This is a genomic window from Pseudomonas sp. TMW22080 (assembly GCF_022496745.1).
Classification (GTDB): Bacteria; Pseudomonadota; Gammaproteobacteria; order Pseudomonadales; family Pseudomonadaceae; genus Aquipseudomonas; species Aquipseudomonas bubulae.
On sequence record NZ_SCFF01000005.1, the window covers coordinates 177,473 to 201,298 of the forward strand.

Sequence of the window (23,826 nt, forward strand, 5' to 3'; positions counted from 1 at the left end):
GCGCTAAACTGCGCGGGTTTTTCGCCCCCTCCCCCTTGTTCGGAGCCTTACATGTCCCGCGTTACCCTGAGTCGCTATTTGATCGAGCAGACCCGCAGCAACAACACGCCTGCTGATTTGCGTTTCCTCATCGAAGTGGTGGCGCGTGCTTGCAAAGAGATCAGCCACGCCGTATCCAAAGGCGCCCTGGGTGGTGTTCTGGGCAGCATGGGCACCGAAAACGTGCAAGGTGAAGTGCAGAAGAAGCTCGATGTGATCTCCAACGAGATCCTGCTTGAAGCCAACGAATGGGGCGGTCACCTGGCCGGCATGGCGTCCGAAGAAATGGACAATGCCTACCAGATCCCGGGCAAATACCCGAAAGGCGCGTACCTGCTGGTATTCGACCCGCTGGACGGCTCGTCGAACATCGATATCAACGCACCAGTTGGCACTATCTTCTCGGTACTGCGTTGCCCGAACGAATACCTGACCCAGAACGAACCTTTGAATGAAAAGGCCTTCCTGCAGCCAGGCACTCAGCAAGTCGCTGCCGGTTACGCCATCTACGGCCCGCAGACCATGCTGGTTCTGACCCTGGGCGACGGCGTCAAAGGCTTTACCCTGGACCGCGAAATGGGCAGCTTCGTACTGACCCACGAAGACATCACCATTCCTGACGCTACCCAGGAATTTGCCATCAACATGTCCAACCAGCGTCACTGGGAAGCCCCGGTACAGCGCTACGTTGACGAACTGCTGGCAGGTGAAGAAGGTCCGTTGAAAAAGAATTTCAACATGCGCTGGATTGCCGCCATGGTTGCCGACGTGCACCGTATCCTGACCCGCGGTGGTCTGTTCATGTACCCGCGCGACAGCCGTGAGCCGTCCAAGCCGGGCAAATTGCGTTTGATGTACGAAGCCAACCCGATGTCGTTCCTGGTGGAACAGGCTGGCGGCGCATCGACTGATGGCCATCAGCGCATTCTCGACATCCAGCCAGAAGGCCTGCACCAGCGTGTAGCCGTGTACCTGGGCTCGAAAGAAGAAGTCGCACGCATCACCGCTTACCACAAAGCGTAAGCCCCTGTGGGAGCGGGCTTGCTCGCGATAGCATCGACCCGGTATGTCAGGCATACCGGGTTGCCTGTATCGCAAGCAAGCCCGTTCCCACTGTTGTTATCCCTCCTGAAATAAATCCCTGCGTCCTGCGGGAACCAGCCTGCGCTTTTCTCTTCTAAGCTTGGATCAAGCGGCGCTGCCGACTTTCTTTCTCAGGAGCTTTCCATGAAGTTGCGTTCTCTGGCGTTGTTGTCGTTCTGTGTCTTGCTGGCCGCGTGCAGCAAAATCAATCAGCAAAACTACTCGAAACTGTCGACCGGCATGACCAAGGCCGAAGTCGAGCAGTTGCTGGGCACCCCGACCGATTGCTCGGGCGCGCTGGGCATGTCGAGCTGCACCTGGGGCGATCAGAAGAGCTTTATCAGCGTGCAGTACGCAGGCGACAAAGTGCTGATTTTCTCGGGCCAGGGTTTGAAGTAAGACCGATCAGGAGCGTTTACGATGAAACGTCTTTTAGTCAGTCTCGGGGCTGCGCTGTTATTGGGCGGGTGTGCAAGTTCCAGCAGCGATTCGCTGGCGCCCAACACCGTCTCCAGTGTCGACCTCAAGCGCTATCAGGGCACCTGGTATGAATTGGCGCGATTGCCGATGTTCTTTCAGCGCAATTGCGCGCAGTCCGAAGCCCATTACAGCTTGAAGCCGGATGGCGACGTGGCGGTGTTGAACCGTTGCCGCACCGCAGAGGGCAAGTGGGAGGAGGCCAGGGGCACGGCAACGCCGCAAGTGGAGGGCAAGACCGACAAGCTGTGGGTCGAGTTCGACAATTGGGTATCGACCCTTTTGCCGGGTGTGACCAAGGGCGATTACTGGGTGTTGTACCTGGGCGACAACTACAGCACGGCGCTGGTAGGCAATCCCGACCGTAAATACCTGTGGTTGCTGTCGCGTAAACCGCAGGTTGATCAGCAAACCCGTGACGAGTTGCTCAGCAAGGCTCAGCAGCAAGGCTATGACACCACACGCTTGATCTGGCGCACGCCGGATGCGGACATGCCCAAGGGCACGAAGTAAGGCAGGAATGTCCCTCAGCAGGCGCTGAGGGACACAGGCCGGGCGCTTAAGCGCGCAGCAGGGTCTTCCAGGCGCGGTTCTGGTACACGGCGATGGCTTGCTGCTTGCGGGCGTTGAGCAGTTCGTCGTTGCTCTCGGCGTCTTCAGAAATCGGCAGGTTGGCCAGTTCCTGCAGCTTGTTCATCTCGCCGTACAGACGGTCCAGTTCCGGGATTTCCAGCACGTTACGCGCCAGACGCAGCCAGGCCTGAATACGCTCGATGCGCGGCAGTTGCTCGGCCAGGTCTTCGGGTTGCTGCTGGTATCGGTTCAGACGCAAGGCAATCGCTTCGTCCGACAACAACCGCGGCAACCAGCTTTGCAGCTGCGCAGCGCCCTGACGGTTGCCCCGGGTGGTGCCACGGTCCACAGTCCAGCTGCGCTCCATCAACCAGCGCGAAGTGTTCAGGGAGAACTGGCCCCAGCGCGGGTCTTCCAGTTCCTCGAGGAACTGCTCCGGTGCGGCTTTGCGCACATCTTCGTCGTCCTGACCGATCTGCACCAGCGGGCGCCAGTCTTCCAGCAGGGCGTCCAGCGCAGCGCGCAAGGCGCTGGTGGACTGACGTGGTGCGGCTTGACCCAGGCTGCTGACCAGTGCACGCAGGTCGATCAATTGCTGAACCCAGTCTTGCAGCAAACGCCAGTGGCCATTGAAGCGATACTGCTCGGCCAGGCGCTGGCTATTGCCCAGCAAGTGCCAGGCCAGGGCGACGAAGGCATCGTCCAGGGGTGTTTCTGGCGCCAGCACCGGGGCTGGCAGGGTGACGGCGTAGCTGTTGGCGTCGAACAGGCGATAGCCGCGCTCGGCCTTGCTGATATCACACGGCATCAGGGCCAGCTTCTCGGCCAGTTCGGCGGCCAGTTCCAGCAGGGCAGACGGCTCGCCTTCGCGCAGTTCGAGCTCCAGCTCGCAGATTTCTTCCTTCTGCTTGCCGGCAATCACATGGCCCAGGTCCAGAGCGGCTTCGATGACCACTTTGGCTTTGCCACGGCCCCAGGAAATTTCAGCACGTTCGCGTACGAAATCCGTGGTGAAAATGGGCTTGAGAGTTTTTTTGTCCAGCTCGGCCAGCTCTTGTGGCCAGCATTCGCCGTCGAGCTTCTTGATGTCGAGCTTGGCTTTGGGCAGGTTCCAGTCGTACTCGTTGCGTACGGACAGGCCAGCAACGCTTTCGCCGCGGGTCTTGAGGGTCTGGATCACGTCTTCGCCATCACGGCGCAGGCGCAGGGCAACCTTGGCCTTGGCCAGGTCGCGCTCAGGTGTATCGAAGTACTGGTTCAACAACTCACGGCTTTCCCAGCCACTTTTGTTGCGCTTTTTCAGCAAAGGGTGCTCGCGCAAGGCGGCGAGGGTTTCGCGGCTGACGCGCAGTTTGATTTCGGTTTCTTTTTGCATGGCCGGAAAATCCAGGAACGGTTGCGCAGCCGGGAAAAAGTGTGGCTGCCAAGGCCGTGCAGTGTACAGGACTCGCCGCCCCGGCGGGCCGCGAGGGTTTATTCTGCGGCGCAGATAGCTCTATGATGGGCCTCGCCCCGCCTACAGGAAGTCAGCGCATGCCCTTACCTTCCATGAAAGAGCAGTTCGCTGCCTTGATCGCCGTACCGTCGGTCAGTTGCACCCAGCCGACACTGGATCAGTCCAACCGCGGGGTGATCGATTTGCTGGCCAGCTGGCTTGGCGATTTGGGTTTCAACTGCGATATCCAGCAGGTCAGCCCCGGCAAATTCAATTTGCTCGCCAGTTTTGGCAGTGGCCCCGGCGGGCTGGTGCTGGCCGGGCACAGCGACACCGTGCCCTACGATGAAGCGCTGTGGCAGACCGATCCGCTCAAGCTGACAGAGGTGGATAACCGCTGGGTTGGCCTTGGCAGTTGCGATATGAAGGGCTTTTTTGCGCTGGTGATCGAAGCAGTGCGGCCTTTGCTCGATCAGCCCTTCAAGCAGCCACTGCTGATTCTGGCCACCTGTGACGAAGAAACTTCGATGGCCGGGGCCAGGGCGCTGGTCGAAGCTGGTCGCCCGCTGGGCCGTGCTGCGGTGATTGGTGAACCGACCGGGCTCAAGCCGATCCGCATGCACAAGGGCGTGATGATGGAGCGCATCGAGATCCTCGGGCAGAGCGGTCACTCATCCGACCCAAGCCTGGGCCACAGCGCGCTGGAGGCCATGCACGACGCGATCAGCGAACTTAAGGGGTTGCGTCAGCAGTGGCTCAATGAGTACCGCAATCCGCAGTTCAGCGTGCCGCAACCGACCCTTAACTTTGGCTGTATCCATGGCGGCGACAACCCCAACCGGATTTGCGGCCAGTGCTCGCTTGAATTTGACCTGCGCCCGCTGCCGGGCATGGACCCGAATGCGCTGCGGGCCATTATCCGCAGCAAGCTGCAACCTCTGGCCGAGCGTCATCAGGTGAAGATCGATTTCGCGCCCATTGCCGCCGGAGTGCCGCCCTTCGAGCAGGATGCCGATGCCGAGTTGGTGCGCGTGGCTGAGCGCCTCACCGGGCATCGTGCGCAAGCAGTAGCGTTTGGCACCGAAGCGCCTTATCTTCAGCAGCTTGGTTGCGAAACGCTGGTATTGGGCCCGGGTGACATCGCCTGTGCGCATCAACCAGGGGAATACCTGGAAATGTCACGTTTGCAGCCGACAGTACGTCTACTGACTCAATTGATCGAACACTATTGTCTGAAATAGTGAAGATACCCATACGATTTATCCACAAGGAGAGCCGCGTGTTGCCAACAATGTTTCGACGATAGCCATCAGCCCGTTGTGCGTTTGCTGTTCTAGCCCTTTTTAGGCGATTTATTTTCTACAGGCTCTGGTTATGCACGATTACGTTAACTGGTTGCGTCACGCGTCTCCCTACATCAATGCCCACCGCGATTGCACCTTTGTTGTCATGCTCCCTGGCGACGGTGTGGCACACCCCAACTTTGGCAATATCGTCCACGACCTGGTGCTGTTGCACAGCCTGGGTGTGCGTCTGGTGCTGGTCCACGGTTCGCGCCCGCAGATCGACAGCCGCCTTGAGGCGCGTGGCCTGGTGCCGTATTACCACAAGGGCATGCGTGTCACCGATGCATCAACGCTCGAATGCGTGATCGATGCTGTCGGGCAACTGCGCATTGCGATTGAAGCGCGCTTGTCGATGGACATGGCGTCTTCGCCGATGCAGGGTTCGCGTCTGCGCGTAGCCAGCGGCAACCTGGTCACTGCGCGGCCGATCGGCGTGCTCGACGGTGTGGATTTTCACCATACCGGCGAAGTGCGCCGGGTGGACCGCAAGGGCATCAACCGCCTGCTCGATGAGCGTTCGATTGTGCTGCTGTCGCCCTTGGGTTACTCGCCCACCGGTGAGATTTTCAATTTGGCCTGTGAAGACGTCGCCACCCGTGCCGCCATCGACCTGGCGGCGGACAAACTGCTGCTGTTTGGTGCTGAATCGGGTTTGCTCGATGCCGAAGGGCGGTTGGTGCGTGAGTTGCGTCCCCAACAGGTGCCGGCGCATATGAAACGTCTGGGCAGTGACTACCAGGCCGAATTGCTGGAAGCCGCCGCCGAGGCCTGCAGTGGCGGCGTGGCTCGTAGCCATATCGTCAGTTATGCCGAAGACGGTGCGCTGTTGACCGAGCTGTTCACCCGTAACGGTGGCGGTACGCTGGTGGCGCAAGAACAATTTGAAGTTACGCGGGAGGCGGCGATTGAAGACGTCGGCGGCCTGCTTGAATTGATCAGCCCGCTGGAAGAGCAGGGCATTCTGGTGCGTCGTTCGCGTGAAGTGCTGGAGCGTGAGATCGAACAGTTCAGTGTGGTGGAGCGCGAAGGCATGATCATCGCCTGTGCGGCGCTGTACCAGATTGCCGATTCGGATGCGGGGGAGCTGGCGTGTCTGGCGGTGAACCCGGAGTACCGTCATGGCCGTCGTGGCGATGAGTTGCTCGAACGTATTGAAAACCGCGCCCGTGCCCAGGGGCTGAAAACCTTGTTCGTGTTAACCACGCGCACTGCTCACTGGTTCCGTGAGCGCGGGTTTGAGCCTAGCGGTGTAGAGCGCCTGCCGGCGGCGCGGGCGTCGCTGTACAACTACCAGCGTAACTCGAAGATCTTTGAGAAAGCGCTGTAAGGCGCCAGCTGTTCAGGCTCTGGGCTGGAGAAGATTCGTAGCAGCTGACGAGTGGAACGAGGCTGCGTTCGGCGGCGAAGCCGTCGTAAAGTCAAACACCGTGGTGTGCCAGTTAAACTTGGAACTCTGGTTTTACGGTCGCTGCGCAACCGAACGCAGCCTCGTTCCACTCGTCAGCTGCTACGGATAACTGCAACTGCGGTGCTCAACAAGCCCCGTCAAAACTCCCGCAAACACACATCATCTATTACCGCCTTGCCCATGTCGCACAAGTAATGTGAAGCCCAGGCATGGCGCTCGCAGTTCTTGTCCAGCGCGGCATCCAGCGCCAGTTTTTTTGCGCAATAAAGCAACGCCGACACCTGCTCCAGCGCCTGGCGCAGCGGTATGTCGGGGTTGACGCGGAACAGCTCGTGGTTGTCCTGGCCGCAGGGGCCGAAGGTGACAGTGCCGAGAGTTTTGATTGGGGGATGATCAGCCATTTAGCGCGCTCCTAAAGTAATTAAGAGCTGTCACTTTCGTTTCCAGGCGAAGGTGGCAGCTGTACGCAGGCTGGAAACCGGGACAATAGGAACCCGGCAGGTCCGAAGACCTCCCGCGTACAGCCGCCATAGCACATAAAAACAGGGATTGATGGCATTAAGGCGAATATTGTTACCCGGGTTTCCAGGCCCGGTCACTGTTTTTTCAGTGACGGTGCACAGTACGCTTTGCTGTAAAACCCGTAAGCCGTCCCTTGCCTCAGTGGGCGTAGGAACTGACCGCCCGCGCTCGCACGAACACCACCGGTCTGTCCCCTCGCCCTCCGGGAGAGGGCTAGGGTAAGGGGCTTTTGATCTGCCTAGTTACTGATCGCCAAAATACTCGCCTGGTACGAAGCCACAAACAGGTCGAAGTCGCCTTCTTCCGTTTGTTCGGTCTCGGCCTGCTCGAGCAGTGACTTGCGCGCTTTCTCTTCAAACGCAGCCTGATCTTCAGCACTCAACGGTTCACTGCGGAAGAACTCGGCATGGGCCAGGCTCTGGCGCATCGAGAACTGAGCGAAGCTCTCCTTGTGCTCGGCCATGCTGGCCAGCACTTTGGCAGACGGCGTCAGCGACACGTCCTTGATCTTCGCCAGCTGTTCGTCGACTGCCTTGCTGTGGTTATCGCCACCCTGGCTCTGGTCGAGCAAGGCGGCCAGCGGCGCGATTTTTTCCAGCAGCTCGGTAGCCCATTCCTTCATGTCAACGGCTGCGCCATCACGCTGCAATTGCAGGCCCGGACGGCGACCTTCCTTGACTACGCTGAGGAAGTTGGAAGAGCAGCTGCCACAGCCTGCGCTGTCGAACTGCGGGCTGTCTTGCAGCGCGCAATACAGCAGGAAGGCGTCCAGAAAACGCGCTTCAGGCAAATCAATGCCCACCGGCAGAAACGGGTTGATATCCAGCAGGCGCACTTCAACGTACTGCACGCCACGGGACACCAGGGCCTGGATCGGCCGCTCGCCGGTGTAGGTCACGCGCTTGGGGCGAATGTTGGAGTAGTACTCGTTTTCGATCTGCAGGATGTTGGTGTTCAACTGCACCCACTCGCCATCCTTGTGCGTACCGATTTCTACATACGGCGGATAAGGTGTGGCCACTGCCTTGCGCAGGCTGTCGGTGTAGCTGTCGAGGTTGTTGTAGCACGGCGTCAGGCCTGCCTGGGCGTTGCTCTGATAGCCCAGGTCGCTCATGCGCAGGCTGGTGGCATAGGGCAGGTAGAGCGTGTCGGCATCCAGTTGCTCCAACTGGTGCGAACGACCGCGCAAAAAGCCCGCATCCAGCGCAGGCGAAGCACCGAAGAGGTACATCAGCAGCCAGCTGTAGCGACGGAAGTTACGAATCAGGGCGATATAGGCGTCGGACTGATAATCGCGCTCGGTGCCGACAAAACCCTCTGCCTGCATCAGCACTGGCCACAGGGCCTCTGGCAGGGAGAAGTTGTAGTGGATGCCGGCAATGCATTGCATGGTCTTGCCGTAGCGCAGGGCCAGGCCCTTGCGGTAAACGTACTTGAGCTGTCCGATATTGGACGTGCCGTAGTAGGCAATCGGAATATCTTCTTCGGCCGGCAACGGGCACGGCATCGAAGGGCTCCACAGGAACTCGTTACCGAGCTTGCTGTAGGCAAAGCGGTGGATCTTGTCGAGGCTGGCCAGCGTCTGCGCCGGATCAGGCAGGGCCGGGGTGATGAACTCCAGCAGCGACTCGGAATAGTCGGTGGTGATTTGATCGTTGGTCAGGGCCGAGCCCAGTTCTTCCGGGTGCGGGGTTTGCGCCAGGCGAGCATCGGCCGTGACGCGCAGGCATTCGCGCTCGATGCCGTGCAGGCACTGCTCCAGAAGAGAGAGGTTGGCGCGCTCGCTGAGCAGAGCCAGGCGGCGGTTGAGAAGTTGGCTCAAGTTGGATTCCTTCACGCGTCAGTCGCCCCAATATGGGGGTGGTCAGGACGGTCTACAAGGGTGAAGTTGAAACTGGCGTGGTCGCCTGGTTTTGTTGGCATCGCTCAGTTCCGTCCCTGATTCGGCGCCGCGGCGCTCCAAGCGCATTTCGGCACTGCATTGGCAGTGCCGAAATTAACTCAAATCAGCCGTTGGCCGCTACAGGACAGCGAACGTGCCTTGTGCTTTTGCGACCAGCTTGTCGCCCTGCATAACATCCGCTTCGACGACCAGCGTGCGTCGCCCGGGGTGGATGACCTTGGCGATACATATCACTTCGCCTTCAGCCACCGCGCGAATGTAGTTGATTTTGCACTCAATGGTCGCGCTCTGCTGATCGAAGCCATGGGTGCTGGAACAGGCCAGGCCCATGCTGATGTCCACCAGGCTGAACAACACACCACCGTGCAGCTTGCCGGCGCGGTTGCGCAATTGCGGCTCCAGGCTCAGCGCAACATGCGCCACACCGTCTTCCAGCGATTGCACGCGGCAGCCGAGCAACTGGCTGAAGGCGCTCTGGGTCAAGCCGTCCGGGAGGGCCATCAGCGTTTCTTCAACTGTTTGGCGTTGGCGAACAACGAGGCCATGGCGTTATTGGTCGGTGCGGCGGCAACGCTCTCCTTGCGCGGTGCCGAGCTTTGCTGGCGCGGGGCCGAGCCCGGACGTGCGCCGCGAGCACCGTCGATTTTCTCGCCCGGGGTGTCGCTCATGCGCATCGACAGGCCTACGCGTTTGCGCGGGATGTCGACTTCCATGACCTTGACCTTCACCACATCACCGGCTTTCACGGCTTCGCGCGGGTCCTTGATGAATTTCTCGGACAAGGCCGAGATATGCACCAGACCGTCCTGGTGCACGCCGATATCGACGAAAGCCCCGAAGTTGGTCACGTTGGTCACCACGCCTTCCAGGATCATTCCCAGTTGCAGGTCTTTGAGGTCTTCGACACCTTCCTGAAACTCGGCGGTCTTGAACTCCGGGCGCGGGTCGCGGCCTGGTTTCTCCAGCTCCTGGAGAATATCGGTCACCGTCGGCAGGCCGAAGGTCTCGTCGGTGAATTTCTTCGGATCAAGACGCTTGAGGAACCCGGCGTCGCCGATCAGCGAGCGGATGTCCCGCTCGGTGTCCGTAGCGATGCGTTTGACCAGCGGGTAGGCTTCGGGGTGAACCGCCGAGCTGTCCAGCGGATTGTCGCCATTCATCACGCGCAAGAAACCTGCCGCCTGCTCGAAGGTTTTTTCGCCCAGACGGCTGACTTTTTTCAGCGCTGCACGGGTTTTGAATGCACCGTTTTCGTCGCGGTGAGCCACGATATTTTGCGCCAGTGTGGCATTGAGGCCCGAAATTCGCGCGAGCAGTGCTACCGAAGCCGTGTTCACGTCCACGCCCACGGCGTTCACGCAGTCTTCAACCACAGCGTCCAGGCCGCGTGCCAGCTTGAGCTGGGACACGTCGTGCTGGTACTGGCCGACACCGATGGATTTAGGGTCGATTTTCACCAGTTCGGCCAGCGGGTCTTGCAGGCGGCGGGCGATCGATACGGCGCCACGGATCGAAACGTCCAGATCCGGGAATTCCTTGGCTGCCAGTTCCGATGCCGAGTACACCGAAGCACCGGCCTCGGACACCATCACTTTGGTGACTTTCAGGGCCGGGTATTTTTTCATCAGATCGATGACCAGCTTGTCGCTTTCGCGGCTGGCAGTGCCGTTGCCAATGGCAATCAGATCGACCGAATGCTTGGCACACAGGGCGGCCATGACCGAAATGGTCTGGTCCCACTTGTTGTGCGGCACGTGCGGGTACACGGTGGCGTACTCCAGCAGCTTGCCGGTGGCATCGACCACGGCAATCTTGCAACCGGTGCGCAGGCCCGGGTCCAGGCCCAGGGTGGCGCGCGGGCCAGCCGGCGCGGCCAGCAGCAGGTCGTGCAGGTTGTGGGCGAATACATTGATGGCTTCGGTTTCAGCGGCGTCGCGCAATTCACCCAGCAGGTCGGTTTCGAGGTGGGTGTAGAGCTTGACCTTCCAGGTCCAGCGCACCACTTCGCTCAACCATTTATCAGCCGGGCGGTTTTGATTTTCCAGACCGAAGCGCTGGGCAATCATCATTTCGCCGGGGTGCATCGTGCCGGGCAATTCTTCACCGACTTTGAGCGACGAGCTCAGAATGCCTTCGTTGCGACCGCGGAAAATCGCCAGTGCGCGGTGCGATGGCATGCTTTTGAGCGGTTCATCGTGCTCGAAGTAATCGCGGAACTTGGCGCCTTCCTCTTCCTTGCCGGCAATTACGCGGGCGCTGAGGATGGCTTCCTGTTTGAGGAAGCTGCGCAGCTTGTCCAGCAGGCTGGCGTCTTCGGCGAAGCGCTCCATGAGGATGTACTTGGCGCCATCAAGGGCTGCCTTGACGTCAGCCACACCTTTTTCAGTGTCGACAAAACGGGCAGCTTCGGCATCTGGCGTGAGTGTCGGGTCGTTGAACAGGCCGTCTGCCAGCTCGCCGAGGCCAGCTTCCAGGGCGATCTGGCCCTTGGTGCGGCGCTTTTGCTTGTACGGCAGGTACAAGTCTTCAAGGCGGGTCTTGGTGTCGGCGAGTTTGATGTCGCGGGCCAGTTCGGGGGTCAACTTGCCTTGTTCTTCGATGCTGGCGAGGATGCTGACGCGCCGCTCGTCGAGTTCGCGCAGGTAGCGCAGGCGCTCTTCGAGGTGACGCAACTGGGTGTCATCCAGGCTGCCGGTCACTTCCTTACGATACCGAGAGATGAAGGGTACGGTGGAGCCCTCATCCAGAAGAGCGACGGCCGCTTCGACCTGCTGCGGGCGCACGCCGAGTTCTTCGGCGATGCGGCTGTTGATGCTGTCCATAAAACCACCTGACAAAATGTGATGCAGGCTCGCAGGCCCGGGCTTGAAGGCTTGCGAGGCTGGTTGAGCAGCCCGGAAGGGGCCGCTGCCTGGGCCAAAAGGGCAGCCTGTTGACCCGTGAAGTCAGCTGATTACGCCAGATGTTGAAAAAATAAATACTGGCACAACCATTGAAAGTTCGAGATTGCCCGACACAAAAGGCCGCGCATTATAACCAGCGTTCCCGGATTCAGGGGATTGCGCGCGGTGGTCTCATTACCTGGTCTAATGTTTAAGGAAGAAAAATCTGCTAACAATGCACACAATGCGTATCGCAGCGGCTGAGCCATAATGCGCGCCGAGATCACAGGAGCATCCTAATGAGCAGCACTGCACAAACGTCTGAAGGCGAAAAAATCCTTATCGTTGATGATGATCCTGGGCTGAGCAACTTGCTGGTACGTTTCTTTTCCAGCAAGGGTTATCGCGCCACTTCCGTGACCAATGCAGCGGACATGGATCGTCGGCTGGCCCGCGAAATGTACCACCTTGTGGTGCTGGATCTGATGCTGCCCGGCGAAGACGGCCTGTCAGCCTGTCGCCGTTTGCGTGCAGCGGGCAATCGCGTGCCGATCATCATGCTGACAGCCAAAGGTGATGAACTTAGCCGTATCAAGGGCCTGGAACTGGGTGCCGACGATTATCTGGCCAAGCCTTTCAACCCCGATGAGCTGATGGCCCGTGTGCGTGCGGTATTGCGTCGTCAGGCGCCGCCGGTGCCGGGTGCGCCGGGTAGCGAAGACGAAAGCGTGACATTCGGTGATTACGAGTTGTCCCTGGCAACCCGCGAACTCAAACGTGGCGACGAAGTTCACATGCTCACCACGGGTGAGTTTGCGGTACTTAAAGCCCTGGTCATGCATGCCCGCGAGCCATTGACCCGCGACAAGCTGATGAACCTGGCCCGTGGTCGTGAGTGGGATGCGCTGGAGCGTTCAATCGATGTCCAGATTTCCCGTTTGCGCCGCATGATCGAGCCGGATCCGTCCAAGCCCCGCTATATCCAGACCGTCTGGGGCGTGGGTTATGTGTTCGTGCCGGATGGCAACGCAACCAAATGACAGATCATTTGTAGGAGCGAGTCGCACTGGTGCTGTCTGGTACCGTGTGGCTCGCGATTTATCTTTTTTTCGGGCCTCGGGGCTCGCTCCTGCAAAGTATAAAAGCGGCTGTCTATGAAAACCCCTGTCTGGTTCCCCCAAAGTTTCTTCTCGCGCACACTCTGGCTTGTCCTGATTGTTGTGCTGTTTTCCAAGGCCCTGACGCTGGTTTATCTGCTTATGAACGAGGACGTGCTGGTTGACCGCCAGTACAGCCACGGCGTGGCGCTGACCCTGCGTGCCTATTGGGCCGCCGATGAGGAAAACCGCAACAAGATCATCGATGCCGTTGATTTGGTTCGCGTCGTGGGCGGAGGTGTACCCGAGGGTGAACAGCACTGGCCTTACAGCGAGATTTATCAGCGTCAGATGCAGGCCGAGCTTGGCCCCGATACAGAGGTGCGCTTGCGTATGCACACATCCCCTGCGCTGTGGGTGCGTGCCCCGAGCCTGGGGGATGGCTGGTTGAAAGTGCCTTTATATCCGCATCCTCTGCGTGGGCAAAAAATCTGGAATGTACTGGGTTGGTTTTTAGCCATCGGCTTGTTGTCCACTGCTTCGGCGTGGATTTTCGTCAGCCAGCTTAATCAGCCCCTCAAGCGTCTGGTGTATGCAGCTCGCCAGTTGGGGCAGGGGCGCAGCGTGCGCTTGCCTGTCGGCGACACGCCCAGCGAAATGACGGAGGTGTATAGCGCCTTCAATCAGATGGCTGAAGACGTCGAACAGGCGGGCCGCGAGCGAGAACTGATGCTTGCAGGCGTGTCCCATGACCTGCGCACCCCGCTGACCCGCTTGCGTCTGTCTCTGGAGCTGATGGGCAACCACAACGACCTGACCGACGACATGGTGCGTGATATTGAGGACATGGACGCGATTCTCGACCAGTTCCTGGCCTTTATCCGTGACGGCCGTGACGAGCCGGTTGAAGAGGTTGATCTGTGTGAATTGATCCGTGAAGTGGTGGCACCCTATAACCAGAACGGAGAGCAGGTGCGCCTGCGTCTGCAGCCGATTCAGCCGTTTGCGCTACGTCGGGTATCGATGAAGCGTTTGCTCAACAACCTGATCGGCAATGCCTTGCACCATGCTGGCGAAGACGTGGAGGTTGCGGCTTACGTATCGGGTGATGTCAGCGCGCCGTATGTGGTGCTGAGTGTGATGGACCGGGGGGCAGGGATTGATCCTGCGGAGCTGGAAGATATCTTCAACCCGTTTATCCGCGGTGACCGTGCCCGTGGCGGTAAAGGTACGGGGCTGGGGCTGGCGATCGTCAAGCGGATTGCCTCCATGCATGGTGGCAATGTCGAGCTGCGTAACCGCAGCGGCGGAGGGCTTGAAGCCCGTGTACGTTTGCCGCTGGGGCTTATGTTGCCAAGAGGGGCGGTATAGCTTTGACCCTGTGGGAGCGGGCTTGCCCGCTCCCACAACAAGTCTGCTCACCCAAGGGTTGATGCGCTGTCAGCCTTTGCCCTTGGTCCGGGTCATATGCGGGCTGCTGTTTTTTTCCAGGTGCTGGATGATAATCCCGGCCACATCCTTGCCGGTGGTGGTTTCAATGCCTTCCAGGCCTGGCGATGAGTTGACCTCCAGCACCAGCGGGCCGTGGTTGGAGCGCAGGATATCGACACCCGCCACACTCAGCCCCATGACCTTGGCCGCACGAATGGCGGTCATGCGCTCTTCGGGGGTGATCTTGATCAGGCTGGCGCTGCCGCCCCGGTGAAGGTTGGAGCGGAACTCTCCAGGTTTGGCCTGGCGTTTCATGGCCGCGATCACCTTGTCACCGACCACGAAGCAGCGAATATCGGCACCCCCGGCCTCCTTGATGTATTCCTGCACCATGATGTTTTGCTTGAGGCCCATAAAGGCCTCAATCACCGACTCGGCGGCGGTAGCGGTTTCACACAGCACCACGCCGATGCCCTGGGTGCCTTCCAGCACCTTGATGACCAGCGGAGCGCCGTTGACCATTTCGATGAGGTCGGGAATATCATCCGGTGAGTGGGCAAAACCGGTTACCGGCAAACCCAGGCCACGCCGGGACAACAGCTGCAACGAACGTAATTTGTCCCGCGAGCGAGCAATTGCCACCGATTCGTTGAGCGGAAACACGCCCATCATTTCAAACTGGCGCAGCACCGCGCAGCCATAGAACGTGACTGACGCGCCAATGCGCGGGATCACCGCATCAAAGCCTTCCAGCGGCTTGCCGCGATAGTGAATCTGCGGCTTATGACTGGCTATGTTCATATAGGCGCGCAGGGTATCGATCACTACCATCTCATGGCCTCGTTCGGTACCGGCTTCAACCAGACGACGAGTGGAATACAGACGCGGGTTACGCGACAGCACAGCGATCTTCATGCAACACCTGTGGCAGAGGTAGTAGTGACCGGGAATTCCGGCTTGTCTTGTACATATTTTAGTGCAGGGTTGACGACCAATTGGCCGTCGATCAACGCTTTTGAGCCCAGCAACAAGCGATAACGCATCGATTTGCGGCAGGCGAGGGTGAACTCGACCGGCCAGACCCTATCACCCAGCGCCAGGCCGGTGCGGATCACATAGCGAACCTGGGTGTGGCCATTGGAGCTTTTAATGGTTTTAATTGCCACCAAAGGCGCTTCACAGTGACGGTGACGCAGTTGTACCAGGGTGCCCAGGTGGGCATTGAAACGTACCCACTCGACACCGTCGCGCACAAAAGGCTCGATTTCGGTAGCGTGCAGGCTGGAAGTACTGGCACCGGTGTCGATTTTCGCGCGCAGGCCGGCGACTCCCAAATCGGGAAGCGCCACCCACTCGCGCAGACCGACAACGGTCAAGTGATCAAAAGTCTTCAATATAAGTAACCAGCGATTAACGTATTCAGGCCGCAGGAGGAACCCTGCAGGTAAAGCAATCGGCGATGCCGATTTGGCAATGTACAAAGAGCATTCACGCAGAATATTCAGCAAATGGCGACAGTTATCTGCGTGTCCGCTACTCGGCAGGCAGGCATTCTATCGGGGCGAATGCTTCAGTTGTTCATTGCAAGTAGTAGTACAGTTCTGACTATTCAAGTGAAGAGGAATTCCAGTGGCGCAAAAGCAGGAAGAGGACGGCAAGGTTCGCCTGGATAAGTGGCTCTGGGCGGCGCGTTTTTACAAGACCCGGGCACTGGCCAAGGCCGCGATTGAAAGCGGCAAGGTGCATTGCCGGGGTGAGCGCTGCAAGCCGAGCAAAGAACCTCGCCTGGGCGATGAACTGCAAATTCGTGTTGGCCTTGAAGAGCGCACTGTCGAAGTCAAAGCGCTGTCTGTGGTCCGCCGTGGCGCCCCTGAAGCCCAATTGCTGTACGCCGAAACCGAACAAAGCATCGCCAAGCGCGAAAACGCGGCTGCCATGCGCAAATCCGGGGCCATGGGCATCACGACTGATGGCAAACCGACCAAGAAGCAGCGGCGCCAACTGCATCAGTTTCATGACGCCAGTGGGGGCGAGTGAGCTGGCCAGGGCCCGCAAGCCGTACGTCGAGTCCGTGGCTGCATAGCTTGTAATCATTCAGGTATGGCGCCATATAGGGTCATCAGACCTGCACGATATTTAATGGCGCTTACACATTTTGTCACCAATTCAGAACTCTATTCTTATGTCCGACTTACACAAAACCGATGCCACACAACGCTTTATGTTCGATACCAGCGACGCCCGCGGCGAACTGGCCTCGTTGGAGCACAGCTACGCTGACGTGTTGGCCAAGCACGCTTATCCACAGCCGGTCCAGCAATTGCTGGGCGAGCTGATGGCTGCGGCTGCGTTGCTGGTGGGCAACCAGAAAATCGATGGCTTGCTGAGCCTGCAGGCCCGTTCCGAAGGCCCGGTGCCGCTGCTGATGATCGAATGCACCAGCGACCGGGAAATACGCGGCCTGGCCCGTTTTGACGCCGACCAGATTGCTGCCGATGCCACGCTGGCTGATCTGCTGCCTAATGGCGTGCTGGCCATTACCATCGATCCGGTGGTCGGCAAGCGCTACCAGGGCATCGTGGACCTGAACGGCGAAACCCTGGCTGACTGCTTCACCAATTACTTCGTGATGTCCGAGCAAGTGCCGACCCGCTTCTGGCTGGTTGCTGATGGCCAGCGTGCGCGGGGCATGTTCCTGCAGCAGTTGCCTGCCGATGTGGTCAAGGATGAAGACGAGCGCGTCGACAGCTGGGACCGCCTGCTGATGCTGGGCGATACGCTCAAATCAGAAGAGCTGCTGGGGCTGGATAACGAGACCATCCTGCACCGTTTGTATCACGAAGAAACCGTGCGCCTGTTTGATAATCAGGCCATTGAATTCAAGTGCAGTTGCTCCCGTGAGCGTTCGGGCAATGCCCTGACCAGCCTGGGTCATGCCGATGCGCTCAATCTGGTGACCGAGCATGGCGGTCATATCGAAATCGATTGCCAGTTCTGCAACGAGCGTTACCTGTTTGATGCAGCAGATGTCGATCAATTGTTCGCTGGCGCAGGTGTTGAATCCCCTTCAGGCACTCATCACTAAAACGTTTCAGCTCAGGTAAAACACCTGTCAAAGCCCGTTCTTGCGCGGTTCTGACAGGTGGGGCCTACTCTTTTTGGGGTTTTCTGGCATAATCCGGCCCACTTTTTTCGCGGTAGTAGTGCAAACTTTTCTACTACAAAACGTTTGGCGCACTCGGCCAATGGCCGACGGGGAACCTCATGACGCAAGCTAATAACGCCGTGTACACCGATCTGAGCATCGACGATCTGGTCAAAGAAGCCCTGAACCGTGGTGAAGGCGTGCTTGCCGACAATGGCGCACTGGTTGTCGAAACTGGCCACCGTACAGGCCGTTCGCCGGCTGACCGCTTCATTGTTGAAGAACCGTCCACTCAGGCTGCCATTGCCTGGGGCCCGATCAACCGCAAGTTCCCGGCCGACAAGTTCGATGCCCTGTGGGACCGCGTCGAGGCGTTCAACAACGCGCAAGAGCATTTCGTTTCCCACGTGCATGTAGGTGCTTCCGAAGACCACTACCTGGCCGTGAAAATGACCACCCAGACTGCCTGGCAGAACCTGTTCGGTCGTTGCCTGTTCATCAACCCGGCCAAGTACAACCCTGCCGGTCGTGATGAGTGGCAAGTGCTTAACGTGGCCAACTTCGAGTGCGTGCCTGAGCGTGATGGCACCAACTCTGACGGTTGCGTGATCATCAACTTCGCCCAGAAAAAAGTGCTGATCGCCGGCATGCGTTACGCCGGTGAAATGAAAAAAGCCATGTTCTCGGTACAGAACTTCCTGCTGCCTGCTGCTGACGTACTGCCGATGCACTGCGCTGCCAACATTGGCGAAGAAGGCGACGTGACCCTGTTCTTCGGTCTGTCCGGCACCGGTAAAACCACCCTGTCCGCCGATGAAAGCCGTTACCTGATCGGTGACGACGAACACGGCTGGGGCGAGGGTGTGGTGTTCAACATCGAAGGCGGTTGCTATGCCAAGTGCATCGACCTGTCGGAGAAGAACGAGCCGGTTATCTGGAAAGCCATCAAGCACGGCGCTGTTCTGGAAAACGTTGTGCTCGACGCTGCCGGTCACCCTGACTATGCCGATGTCAGCCTGACCCAGAACAGCCGCGCCGCTTACCCGCTGGAGCACGTTGCCAAGCGTTCCGAGAAGAACCTGGGCGGCGAACCAAACGCTGTGATCTTCCTGACCTGCGACCTGACTGGCGTACTGCCACCTGTGTCGATCCTCAGCGAAGAGCAAGCGGCCTACCACTTCCTGTCTGGCTACACCGCACTGGTGGGCTCGACTGAAATGGGTTCGGGCAGCGGCATCAAGTCGACTTTTTCCACCTGCTTTGGCGCACCGTTCTTCCCGCGTCCGGCCGGTGAATACGCAGAGCTGCTGATCAAGCGCATCCGTGGCTTCGGCTCCAAGGTGTACCTGGTGAACACCGGCTGGACCGGCGGTGGCTACGGCGTTGGCAAGCGCTTCAACATCCCGACCACCCGTGCGGTGATTGCTGCGATCCAGAGCGGTGCTCTGATCGGCGCTGAAACCGAGCACCTGGACATCATCAACCTGGACGTGCCTAAAGCCGTACCTGGCGTTGAGACTGTTCTGCTCAACCCGCGCAACACCTGGGCTGACAAAACTGCCTACGACGAAGCTGCCAAAGCATTGGCTGGCCTGTTCGTAGAGAACTTCAAGAAGTTCGACGTCAGCGACGCGATCAAGGCAGCCGGCCCGAAGGCGTAAGTATTCGGTCAGTGTGTTGATCCACAAAAAAGCCGCCTGAAAAGGCGGCTTTTTTGTGCCTGAATTTTTCTGTGGGTATACATCCTGTGGGAGCGGGCTTGCTCGCGATGGCATCGCGGCGGTGAATCAGACAAAACCGCAGCGTCTGCATCGCGAGCAAGCCTGCTCCCACATGCCTAGGCCTCCAGGCCTTGGGTATCCCACTGTCCGCTGCAGATCGCCGCGTAGAGCATACCGATGGTCAGCGGTACTTTGCTTTCCCGACCCTTGGCCTTGCGCTTGAGGTGCGGGTCATTACCGGCGGGCTGGAAATAGCGATAGGCATCGTAGTCCGCCAGTTCCAGGCCAAAACGTTCTTCCAGGGCTTCTATCAAATGCTGGGCATCCGCGCCATTGCAGCCCAAATCAGCATTGATCGCGGTCTTGAGGCTGATGGTCTTGTGCTCCGGCAAACCGATTTCTTCATGCAGCAACTGCAGCAGTTCACGCAGGGTGGGGGTATCCGGGAGGTCTGGGGCGAGGTTCATTATTCATTGTCCCGATTTTCAGTGTGAGCGTTTGTTGGAGTGTCTTTTATGGCGCTGTTAAAAGTGCTATTTTTAGTGCTTGATTGTGTTGGCTCAGCAGCTTACAGATTTAGCAGATGAGTCTTTCCGTATACATAGGCATGAGGCCATATCATGACATTCGCCATGCTCGCTAAAGTCGCTGCGTCAGTAACAGATCTGAAAAAAGACCCTATGGGTACTTATCGTGAAAGCGGTGGTGACCCAATGGTCATTCTCAATCGTAACGAACCTGCGTTTTATATTCTTTCCCCTGAGCGCTACGAGCTGTTGCTGGAGATGATCGACGACGCTGAATTGGCCAGGTTGGTCAAAGAGCGGCGTGGCAATCCTACAATCAAGGTCGAAATTGATGAGCTCATCGCAACTGCCGAGAAAAACTGAGTCGCAGGCAGATGCAATCAAGACTTATACCCTTGAGTTCGAAATTGAAGCAAAAAAGGAGCTGGAAAAGCTGGATAAGGTGCTCCAGATCCAGCTACTAAAGAAGCTCAAGTGCCGTTTGTTGTCCCCAAAGGTTCCAGCCGCCGGGCTCAGGAATATGCCGAACTGTTACAAAATCAAGCTGCGTGCCAGCGGGGTGAGGCTGGTGTATGAAGTGATTGATAACCGTCTGATAGTTCTGGTGCTTGGTGTCGGTCGTCGTGATGACAATGCTGTCTATATCGCCGCGAAGAAGCGTCTGCACTAGTGATATCGGGTAATTTCAAAACACACCTGTATCATCCTCTCTCAATTTGCCCCGACCTTTTCTCGATCGTCTGCAAACTTGGCGTTAAAGTTTTGCGCGTGTGGCGGTCAATGGAGTGACAGTGATGTACAACACCCTGGAACAGGTTTTCGGTTATCCACAATTTCGTGCCGGGCAAGAGGCGGTGGTCAGTGCTGTTTTGGCCGGGCGTTCGGCGGCAGCGATTTTCCCCACGGGCTCGGGCAAGTCGTTGTGTTATCAACTGCCGGCGCTGCTGTTGCCCCACCTGACGCTGGTGGTTTCGCCGCTGTTGGCTCTTATGCAGGACCAACTGGCTTTTTTGCAGCGCCACGGCATTGCCGCCGCCAGTATTGATTCCGCGCAAAGTCGTGAGGACGCCAGTGCCGTGATGGCCCGGGCCAAAGCGGGCGAATTGAAGATCCTGATGATTTCGGTCGAGCGCCTGAAAAACGAGCGCTTCCGTAACTTTTTGCAGCAAGTACCGATTTCACTGCTGGTGGTGGATGAAGCCCACTGTATTTCTGAATGGGGGCATAACTTTCGCCCTGATTATCTGAAACTTCCAGACTACCAGCGCCAGTTCAATATCCCCCAAGCCTTGCTGCTTACAGCGACCGCCACGCCCAATGTGATCGCGGACATGCAGGCCAAGTTCGCGATTGCCGAGACGGATGTGATCACCACCGGCTTCTATCGCGCCAACCTCAACCTGTGGGTTGAGCCGGTCAGCGGCGCGGCAAAGCGCCAGCGCCTGGTGCAGTGGATGAACGGGCGCATCGGCCAGCCGAGCATCGTCTATGTCACATTGCAACGGACCGCCGAGCAGATTGCCGAGCACCTCAGCCAGCACGGTATCAGTGCCAATGCTTATCACGCCGGTTTGCCCCATGAGCAGCGCGAGGGCATTCAGCGCCAGTTCATGGGCGGGCAGCTGAACTGCATCGTCGCCACCATCGCCTTCGGGATGGGTATCGATAAAAGCGATATCCGCAATGTGGTGCATTTCGACCTGCCCAAATCGATTGAAAACTATAGCCAGGAAATCGGTCGCGCCGGGCGTGATGGCCAGCCCTCCGACTGTCTGGTGCTGGCCAACCGCGACAGCCTTAACGTGCTGGAAAACTTTGTGTATGGCGACACGCCCGAGCTTGCGGGTATTCGCTGTGTACTTGAGGAGTTGCGTGGGGCAATACCTGAAGGGCAGTGGGAATTTATGCTGCTGCCGTTGTCCGATCAGAGCAATATTCGTCAGCTACCACTTAAAACCTTGCTGGTGCAGCTGGAGTTGCGCGGCTTGATAGCACCGCGCTATGCCTACTTTGCCGAGTATCGTTTCAAATTCCTGATCGAGCCCGAGGTATTACTGGCCAAATTCGAAGGTGAACGTCAGCAATTTGTCTCGGCCATCATTCAGACCTCCACCCGCGCCAGAACCTGGGCCACGGTAAATTTCGACACCCTGTACGGGCAGCATCAGGCCGATCGCAATCGGGTGGTCAAGGCGCTGGATTATTTTCAGGAGAAGGGTTGGATCGAGCTTGAAAGCAAGCAGATGACCGAGGTCTACAGCCTGCTGGTGAGCGATTTTGATGCCGAGGCATTAAGCCAGGAGCTGCATGCTTACTTCTGTGCCCACGAGAGCGGCGAGATCAAGCGGATTCACGCAATGCTGGCGCTGTTTGCCAGTGATACCTGTCTGAGCTACCGACTGGCCCGGTATTTTGGCGATGACCAGGCACCTCGGCAGTGCGGGCATTGCTCGGTATGCGCAGGGCAGGTGGCGCGTTTACCGGAGCCCCCCGCGCTGGCGCCGCTTGTAGATAAAAACGTTGAAGCACTGTGTGGCGCTTTTATCCACAGGCATCAGGAATACGCAGGAAGTTATCCCCCGGCAGAACGCCTGACCCGGTTTTTATGCGGGATCAGTGTGCCGATGTTCACCAAGATGAAAGCGCGGGCCATTCCGGGGTTTGCAGCGTTGGAAAATTATCCCTATGCCGAGGTTCGCGATTGGGCTGCGAAGCATCTGAACGGTCTGTAATCCAACTACCTGTGGGTGTTGTGGGAGCGGGCTTGCTCGCGATTGGATCGCCGTGGTTTGACAGATAGACCGCGTCGTAGCCATCGCGAGCAAGCCCGCTCCCACAAGGTGTTATGCACCTACCCCAACAACTCGCGTAGCACACGGGTGAAGTCGCGGCAGCTGGCCTCTTCATCGGCATGATGCCCGTCGCGAACTACCCATTGGCCGTTAACCATCACGTTGCGTATCTGGCGGTCGCCGCCGGCAAACAACCAGCGGTTTAGAATGGCGTCGTCCTGTGCGGTGGCCAGGTACGGGTCGTTGCCGTCAAGCACCAGCCAGTCGGCGCGTTGACCAACGGCCAAGCCAGCGACTGGTTGCCCCATCGCTTGTGCACCACCCGCCAGGGCGGCGTCGTACAGCGTACGCCCGACCATCGGCTGATCACTGCGATACATCCGGTTGCGGCGTTGGTCGCGCAAACGTTGGCCGTACTCCAGCCAGCGCAGTTCCTCGACCACGCTCAGTGACACATGGCTGTCCGAACCGATGCCCATGCGCCCGCCTTGAGCGAGGTAATCCACCGCCGGGAAAATACCGTCACCCAGATTGGCTTCAGTGGTCAGGCACAATCCGGCGACGGCCTTGCTCTGCGCCATCAGTTGAACTTCGTCTGCGTTGGCGTGGGTGGCATGCACCAGGCACCAGCGCGAATCGACTTCGACATTGTCATATAGCCACTGGATCGGACGCTTGCCGCCCCAGCTCAGGCAGTCGTCGACTTCCTTTTGTTGCTCGGCAATATGGATATGCACCGGGCAGGTTGTGTCGCTGGCGCCCAGCACTGCGTTTATTTGCCCGGGAGTAACGGCGCGTAACGAGTGAAAACACAGCCCCAGGGTCTGCGCTGGCTGTTGCGCCAGTAGCGGCTTGAGCTGTTGCTGCAATTTGAGGTATTGCTCGGTGCTGTTGATAAACCGCCGCTGACCGTCGTTGGGTGCCTGGCCGCCAAAACCCGAGTGGCTATAAAGTACCGGCAGCAACGTCAGGCCAATGCCGGTGGAGCGTGCAGCTTCGCTAATTCGCAGTGCCAGCTCAGCCGGGTTGGTATAGGGCTGCCCTGACAGATCGTGATGGACATAATGGAATTCCGCCACCGAGGTGTAACCGGCCTTGAGCATCTCGATGTACAACTGACGGGCAATGACGCCGAGTTGTTCAGGGCTGATTTTTCCGACGAGCCGATACATCAAGTCGCGCCACGTCCAGAAGCTGTCATTGGGGTTGCCCGCCACTTCGGCCAAACCGGCCATGGCCCGCTGGAACGCGTGAGAGTGCAGGTTCGGCATGCCCGGCAACAGCGGGCCGCTCAAACGTTCTGCCCCGTGCGCGTCGGCATTGGCTGTAATTTGTGTCAGGCGACCATCGGCACCCACCTCGATTCGGACATTGGCAGACCAGCCAGTCGGTAGCAGGGCGCGCTCGGCAAAGAAGACAGACATCGGTTCGGTACCCCAAAGCTT

The 23,826-nt window shown here is 58.6% G+C and carries 22 protein-coding genes; 13 read left to right on the forward strand and 9 right to left on the reverse strand.

The genetic code is table 11. The annotated features are described in order from the left end of the window. The first annotated feature begins 51 nt into the window (after positions 1-51). The 3 genes from EQV96_RS17885 (at position 52) to EQV96_RS17895 (ending at position 2,112) form a co-directional block, all read left to right on the forward strand. Positions 52-1,062: a class 1 fructose-bisphosphatase gene (locus EQV96_RS17885; RefSeq protein WP_016783129.1), complete on the forward strand. Its 1,011-nt coding sequence runs from the start codon at positions 52-54 to the stop codon at positions 1,060-1,062. A 204-nt stretch (positions 1,063-1,266) separates the two neighbouring features. Then, positions 1,267-1,521, forward strand: coding sequence for an outer membrane protein assembly factor BamE (bamE, locus tag EQV96_RS17890; RefSeq protein WP_016783130.1), 255 nt, complete (start codon positions 1,267-1,269; stop codon positions 1,519-1,521). Positions 1,522-1,542: 21 nt separating this feature from the next. Then, positions 1,543-2,112 (forward strand): lipocalin family protein, encoded by a 570-nt coding sequence (locus EQV96_RS17895; RefSeq protein ID WP_095000798.1) that lies wholly within the window; start codon positions 1,543-1,545, stop codon positions 2,110-2,112. 46 nt (positions 2,113-2,158) lie between these two features. Here EQV96_RS17895 and EQV96_RS17900 read toward each other — a convergent pair whose 3' ends face one another. Beyond that, positions 2,159-3,547: a CYTH domain-containing protein gene (locus EQV96_RS17900; protein WP_095020142.1), complete on the reverse strand. Its 1,389-nt coding sequence runs from the start codon at positions 3,545-3,547 to the stop codon at positions 2,159-2,161. Between the two features lie 158 nt (positions 3,548-3,705). Between EQV96_RS17900 and argE the strand changes: the two genes are divergently transcribed. Further along, entirely contained in the window at positions 3,706-4,848 is a 1,143-nt protein-coding gene (argE, locus tag EQV96_RS17905) for an acetylornithine deacetylase (protein ID WP_095000800.1), read from the forward strand. A gap of 133 nt (positions 4,849-4,981) precedes the next feature. Next, positions 4,982-6,280 (forward strand): amino-acid N-acetyltransferase, encoded by a 1,299-nt coding sequence (gene argA, locus EQV96_RS17910; RefSeq protein WP_095017751.1) that lies wholly within the window; start codon positions 4,982-4,984, stop codon positions 6,278-6,280. 218 nt (positions 6,281-6,498) lie between these two features. On the opposite strand, the gene EQV96_RS17915 is transcribed toward argA, so the two are convergent. The 4 genes from EQV96_RS17915 to EQV96_RS17930 form a co-directional block, all read right to left on the reverse strand. Further along, positions 6,499-6,762: a DUF3077 domain-containing protein gene (locus EQV96_RS17915; protein ID WP_095000802.1), complete on the reverse strand. Its 264-nt coding sequence runs from the start codon at positions 6,760-6,762 to the stop codon at positions 6,499-6,501. 359 nt (positions 6,763-7,121) lie between these two features. Next, complete coding sequence (gene gshA, locus EQV96_RS17920; protein ID WP_095000803.1) at positions 7,122-8,705, reverse strand: glutamate--cysteine ligase; 1,584 nt, start codon at positions 8,703-8,705, stop codon at positions 7,122-7,124. Between the two features lie 198 nt (positions 8,706-8,903). Beyond that, positions 8,904-9,287, reverse strand: a complete 384-nt coding sequence (locus EQV96_RS17925) for a PaaI family thioesterase (RefSeq protein ID WP_240882221.1) — start codon at positions 9,285-9,287, stop codon at positions 8,904-8,906. After that, positions 9,287-11,608 carry a Tex family protein gene (locus EQV96_RS17930; RefSeq protein ID WP_095026355.1) on the reverse strand — a complete coding sequence of 774 codons (2,322 nt, stop codon included), beginning with the start codon at positions 11,606-11,608 and terminating at the stop codon, positions 9,287-9,289. Before EQV96_RS17930 ends, EQV96_RS17925 begins: the two co-directional genes overlap by 1 nt. 359 nt (positions 11,609-11,967) lie before the next feature. On the opposite strand from EQV96_RS17930, the gene ompR reads away from it, so the two are divergent. Both ompR and EQV96_RS17940 read left to right on the forward strand, forming a co-directional pair. Beyond that, positions 11,968-12,708 (forward strand): two-component system response regulator OmpR, encoded by a 741-nt coding sequence (ompR, locus tag EQV96_RS17935; RefSeq protein WP_095000806.1) that lies wholly within the window; start codon positions 11,968-11,970, stop codon positions 12,706-12,708. A gap of 114 nt (positions 12,709-12,822) precedes the next feature. Next, positions 12,823-14,136: an ATP-binding protein gene (locus EQV96_RS17940; RefSeq protein WP_016783139.1), complete on the forward strand. Its 1,314-nt coding sequence runs from the start codon at positions 12,823-12,825 to the stop codon at positions 14,134-14,136. A 69-nt stretch (positions 14,137-14,205) separates the two neighbouring features. Here EQV96_RS17940 and rimK read toward each other — a convergent pair whose 3' ends face one another. Then, positions 14,206-15,111: a 30S ribosomal protein S6--L-glutamate ligase gene (rimK, locus tag EQV96_RS17945; protein ID WP_016783140.1), complete on the reverse strand. Its 906-nt coding sequence runs from the start codon at positions 15,109-15,111 to the stop codon at positions 14,206-14,208. Further along, positions 15,108-15,557 (reverse strand): ATP-dependent zinc protease, encoded by a 450-nt coding sequence (locus EQV96_RS17950; RefSeq protein ID WP_169916200.1) that lies wholly within the window; start codon positions 15,555-15,557, stop codon positions 15,108-15,110. The genes rimK and EQV96_RS17950 overlap by 4 nt, the downstream gene beginning before the upstream one ends. Positions 15,558-15,825: 268 nt before the next feature. On the opposite strand from EQV96_RS17950, the gene EQV96_RS17955 reads away from it, so the two are divergent. The 3 genes from EQV96_RS17955 to EQV96_RS17965 all read left to right on the forward strand — a co-directional run bounded on the left by EQV96_RS17955 (position 15,826) and on the right by EQV96_RS17965 (position 19,002). Next, on the forward strand, positions 15,826-16,233 hold the full coding sequence (locus EQV96_RS17955) for an RNA-binding S4 domain-containing protein (RefSeq protein WP_240882222.1): 408 nt from the start codon (positions 15,826-15,828) through the stop codon (positions 16,231-16,233). A 145-nt stretch (positions 16,234-16,378) separates the two neighbouring features. Continuing rightward, entirely contained in the window at positions 16,379-17,281 is a 903-nt protein-coding gene (gene hslO, locus EQV96_RS17960) for an Hsp33 family molecular chaperone HslO (protein WP_095000809.1), read from the forward strand. Between the two features lie 179 nt (positions 17,282-17,460). Then, a complete protein-coding gene (locus EQV96_RS17965; protein ID WP_095017745.1) occupies positions 17,461-19,002 on the forward strand; it encodes a phosphoenolpyruvate carboxykinase in 1,542 nt (513 codons plus the stop codon). Between the two features lie 176 nt (positions 19,003-19,178). On the opposite strand, the gene EQV96_RS17970 is transcribed toward EQV96_RS17965, so the two are convergent. Then, the gene (locus tag EQV96_RS17970; protein ID WP_095017744.1) at positions 19,179-19,529 is read right to left on the reverse strand and encodes a DUF1493 family protein; all 351 of its coding nucleotides are present in this window, start codon (positions 19,527-19,529) and stop codon (positions 19,179-19,181) included. Between the two features lie 153 nt (positions 19,530-19,682). Between EQV96_RS17970 and EQV96_RS17975 the strand changes: the two genes are divergently transcribed. The 3 genes from EQV96_RS17975 (at position 19,683) to EQV96_RS17985 (ending at position 22,321) form a co-directional block, all read left to right on the forward strand. Further along, the gene (locus tag EQV96_RS17975; protein WP_169916159.1) at positions 19,683-19,952 is read left to right on the forward strand and encodes a type II toxin-antitoxin system Phd/YefM family antitoxin; all 270 of its coding nucleotides are present in this window, start codon (positions 19,683-19,685) and stop codon (positions 19,950-19,952) included. Further along, positions 19,921-20,259, forward strand: coding sequence for a type II toxin-antitoxin system RelE/ParE family toxin (locus EQV96_RS17980; RefSeq protein WP_095038729.1), 339 nt, complete (start codon positions 19,921-19,923; stop codon positions 20,257-20,259). Before EQV96_RS17975 ends, EQV96_RS17980 begins: the two co-directional genes overlap by 32 nt. Before the next feature lie 124 nt (positions 20,260-20,383). Then, a complete protein-coding gene (locus tag EQV96_RS17985; RefSeq protein WP_240882223.1) occupies positions 20,384-22,321 on the forward strand; it encodes an ATP-dependent DNA helicase RecQ in 1,938 nt (645 codons plus the stop codon). Positions 22,322-22,440: 119 nt separating this feature from the next. Here EQV96_RS17985 and EQV96_RS17990 read toward each other — a convergent pair whose 3' ends face one another. Further along, positions 22,441-23,805, reverse strand: coding sequence for a formimidoylglutamate deiminase (locus EQV96_RS17990; protein WP_240882224.1), 1,365 nt, complete (start codon positions 23,803-23,805; stop codon positions 22,441-22,443). Positions 23,806-23,826: the final 21 nt, after the last annotated feature.

What these genes read in the sequence shown, in the direction of transcription:
- EQV96_RS17885 (WP_016783129.1), top strand. Translation starts at nt 52, where the DNA reads ATGTCCCGCGTTACCCTGAGTCGCTATTTGATCGAGCAGACCCGCAGC.
- bamE (WP_016783130.1), top strand. Translation starts at nt 1,267, where the DNA reads ATGAAGTTGCGTTCTCTGGCGTTGTTGTCGTTCTGTGTCTTGCTGGCC.
- EQV96_RS17895 (WP_095000798.1), top strand. Translation starts at nt 1,543, where the DNA reads ATGAAACGTCTTTTAGTCAGTCTCGGGGCTGCGCTGTTATTGGGCGGG.
- EQV96_RS17900 (WP_095020142.1), bottom strand. Translation starts at nt 3,547, where the DNA reads ATGCAAAAAGAAACCGAAATCAAACTGCGCGTCAGCCGCGAAACCCTC.
- argE (WP_095000800.1), top strand. Translation starts at nt 3,706, where the DNA reads ATGCCCTTACCTTCCATGAAAGAGCAGTTCGCTGCCTTGATCGCCGTA.
- argA (WP_095017751.1), top strand. Translation starts at nt 4,982, where the DNA reads ATGCACGATTACGTTAACTGGTTGCGTCACGCGTCTCCCTACATCAAT.
- EQV96_RS17915 (WP_095000802.1), bottom strand. Translation starts at nt 6,762, where the DNA reads ATGGCTGATCATCCCCCAATCAAAACTCTCGGCACTGTCACCTTCGGC.
- EQV96_RS17925 (WP_240882221.1), bottom strand. Translation starts at nt 9,287, where the DNA reads ATGGCCCTCCCGGACGGCTTGACCCAGAGCGCCTTCAGCCAGTTGCTC.
- EQV96_RS17930 (WP_095026355.1), bottom strand. Translation starts at nt 11,608, where the DNA reads ATGGACAGCATCAACAGCCGCATCGCCGAAGAACTCGGCGTGCGCCCG.
- ompR (WP_095000806.1), top strand. Translation starts at nt 11,968, where the DNA reads ATGAGCAGCACTGCACAAACGTCTGAAGGCGAAAAAATCCTTATCGTT.
- EQV96_RS17940 (WP_016783139.1), top strand. Translation starts at nt 12,823, where the DNA reads ATGAAAACCCCTGTCTGGTTCCCCCAAAGTTTCTTCTCGCGCACACTC.
- rimK (WP_016783140.1), bottom strand. Translation starts at nt 15,111, where the DNA reads ATGAAGATCGCTGTGCTGTCGCGTAACCCGCGTCTGTATTCCACTCGT.
- hslO (WP_095000809.1), top strand. Translation starts at nt 16,379, where the DNA reads ATGTCCGACTTACACAAAACCGATGCCACACAACGCTTTATGTTCGAT.
- EQV96_RS17965 (WP_095017745.1), top strand. Translation starts at nt 17,461, where the DNA reads ATGACGCAAGCTAATAACGCCGTGTACACCGATCTGAGCATCGACGAT.
- EQV96_RS17970 (WP_095017744.1), bottom strand. Translation starts at nt 19,529, where the DNA reads ATGAACCTCGCCCCAGACCTCCCGGATACCCCCACCCTGCGTGAACTG.
- EQV96_RS17975 (WP_169916159.1), top strand. Translation starts at nt 19,683, where the DNA reads ATGACATTCGCCATGCTCGCTAAAGTCGCTGCGTCAGTAACAGATCTG.
- EQV96_RS17980 (WP_095038729.1), top strand. Translation starts at nt 19,921, where the DNA reads ATGAGCTCATCGCAACTGCCGAGAAAAACTGAGTCGCAGGCAGATGCA.
- EQV96_RS17985 (WP_240882223.1), top strand. Translation starts at nt 20,384, where the DNA reads ATGTACAACACCCTGGAACAGGTTTTCGGTTATCCACAATTTCGTGCC.
- EQV96_RS17990 (WP_240882224.1), bottom strand. Translation starts at nt 23,805, where the DNA reads ATGTCTGTCTTCTTTGCCGAGCGCGCCCTGCTACCGACTGGCTGGTCT.